The 1,079-nt window shown below is 42.9% G+C and carries 2 protein-coding genes; one reads left to right on the top strand and one right to left on the bottom strand.

Annotated features, from left to right (window positions below):
- A partial coding sequence (locus GC102_RS28715) for a small, acid-soluble spore protein, alpha/beta type (RefSeq protein WP_171692554.1) occupies positions 1 to 89 on the top strand: 89 nt, incomplete at its 5' end.
- 87 nt (positions 90 to 176) lie between these two features.
- Here GC102_RS28715 and GC102_RS28710 read toward each other — a convergent pair.
- Positions 177 to 959: a squalene/phytoene synthase family protein gene (locus GC102_RS28710; RefSeq protein WP_171692553.1), complete on the bottom strand. Its 783-nt coding sequence runs from the start codon at positions 957 to 959 to the stop codon at positions 177 to 179.
- Between the last annotated feature and the right edge of the window lie 120 nt (positions 960 to 1,079).

Here is a 1,079-nt window from a genome sequence, read left to right as displayed (position 1 = left end):
CTACACGCGACGCAGGCTCTATCGGTGGCGGTATTACGAAAAGATTGGTACAAATGGCTGAACAACAACTACAAGGCTTTCAACGTTAATTCTTTGATGTAGGAGCAAGTTAAAAAGACTCCAATCACCTTTTCTCCTTCTGGTGAATGAAGTCATTTTTATGTTGATTAAGTATGTTATCCAGTCACACGACTCACAATTTTTAGAACCGCATCTCTCGTTAATTTGTTTCCGCCAACAGCGATGAGGTTTACCGTAGCATGAGCTAGTGCTAATGGTATCTTGCAAAATTTCAGTGCTGGACCTTCCTTCAGGTCTGCGATATAAGAGTCGGCGAGTTGTAAATTGCGACGTGTGTACCGTTGCATCTCATTGAATCCCCAACCGTCAGGAAAGAAGTCAACGCCACGTTTAAGATCCTCCGCTCTATTTCGGAGGATATTTACCGACTGCAGTCCTCTTCCGAAGGCAATCGCCTTCGTTAAATCCGATTGCGTCCCATCATGCCACAACCATAGTTCTGATAGCATTTCTCCAACCATACCAGCCACGCTATAGGTATAGCGGTCCAGATCCTCTTCCGTGTGAATATTCCACCCGTTCTGAACCCATTCGGCCATTTGTAACGACATCTTTGCGATGTAATGATATACGATTGAAGCTCCGGAGGGTGGACAAAGAAGCGCCCATTCATCGAGTTGCATTGTAACAGCAGGTAATTCTGCCCCATACGGTGATAGTAATTTTTGTGTTGCTTCGATAATATGTGGGGATTGGAATGCCTCGTGTATCCCGAGCAATAACTCCACTTTCAATTGGTCTGTGAGTTCATCATGATCCTCGATTTCATCTATAGCTCGCATACACAGATAGGCAGATGTTACAGCCTCCCTCAATCCTAAGTCCAAGTTACTTATCGGAATATAAAAAGTACGGCTCGTTTTCTTCAACATGGTCATTGCATCATTCAGGACGACGTTAGTGATGGATGCTCCCTCCAAGTAATAGATTATCTTTTAACTTACTCATAGCTTTATATCATGATAACATACATTGATATTGTCAATCCAAATACTATA

It is taken from the genome of Paenibacillus germinis (genome assembly GCF_013141785.1).
GTDB lineage: Bacteria > Bacillota > Bacilli > Paenibacillales > NBRC-103111 > Paenibacillus_E > Paenibacillus_E phytorum.
The sequence above is the reverse complement of the archived record's forward strand: the minus strand, read 5'-3'. Positions and strand labels throughout refer to the sequence as shown.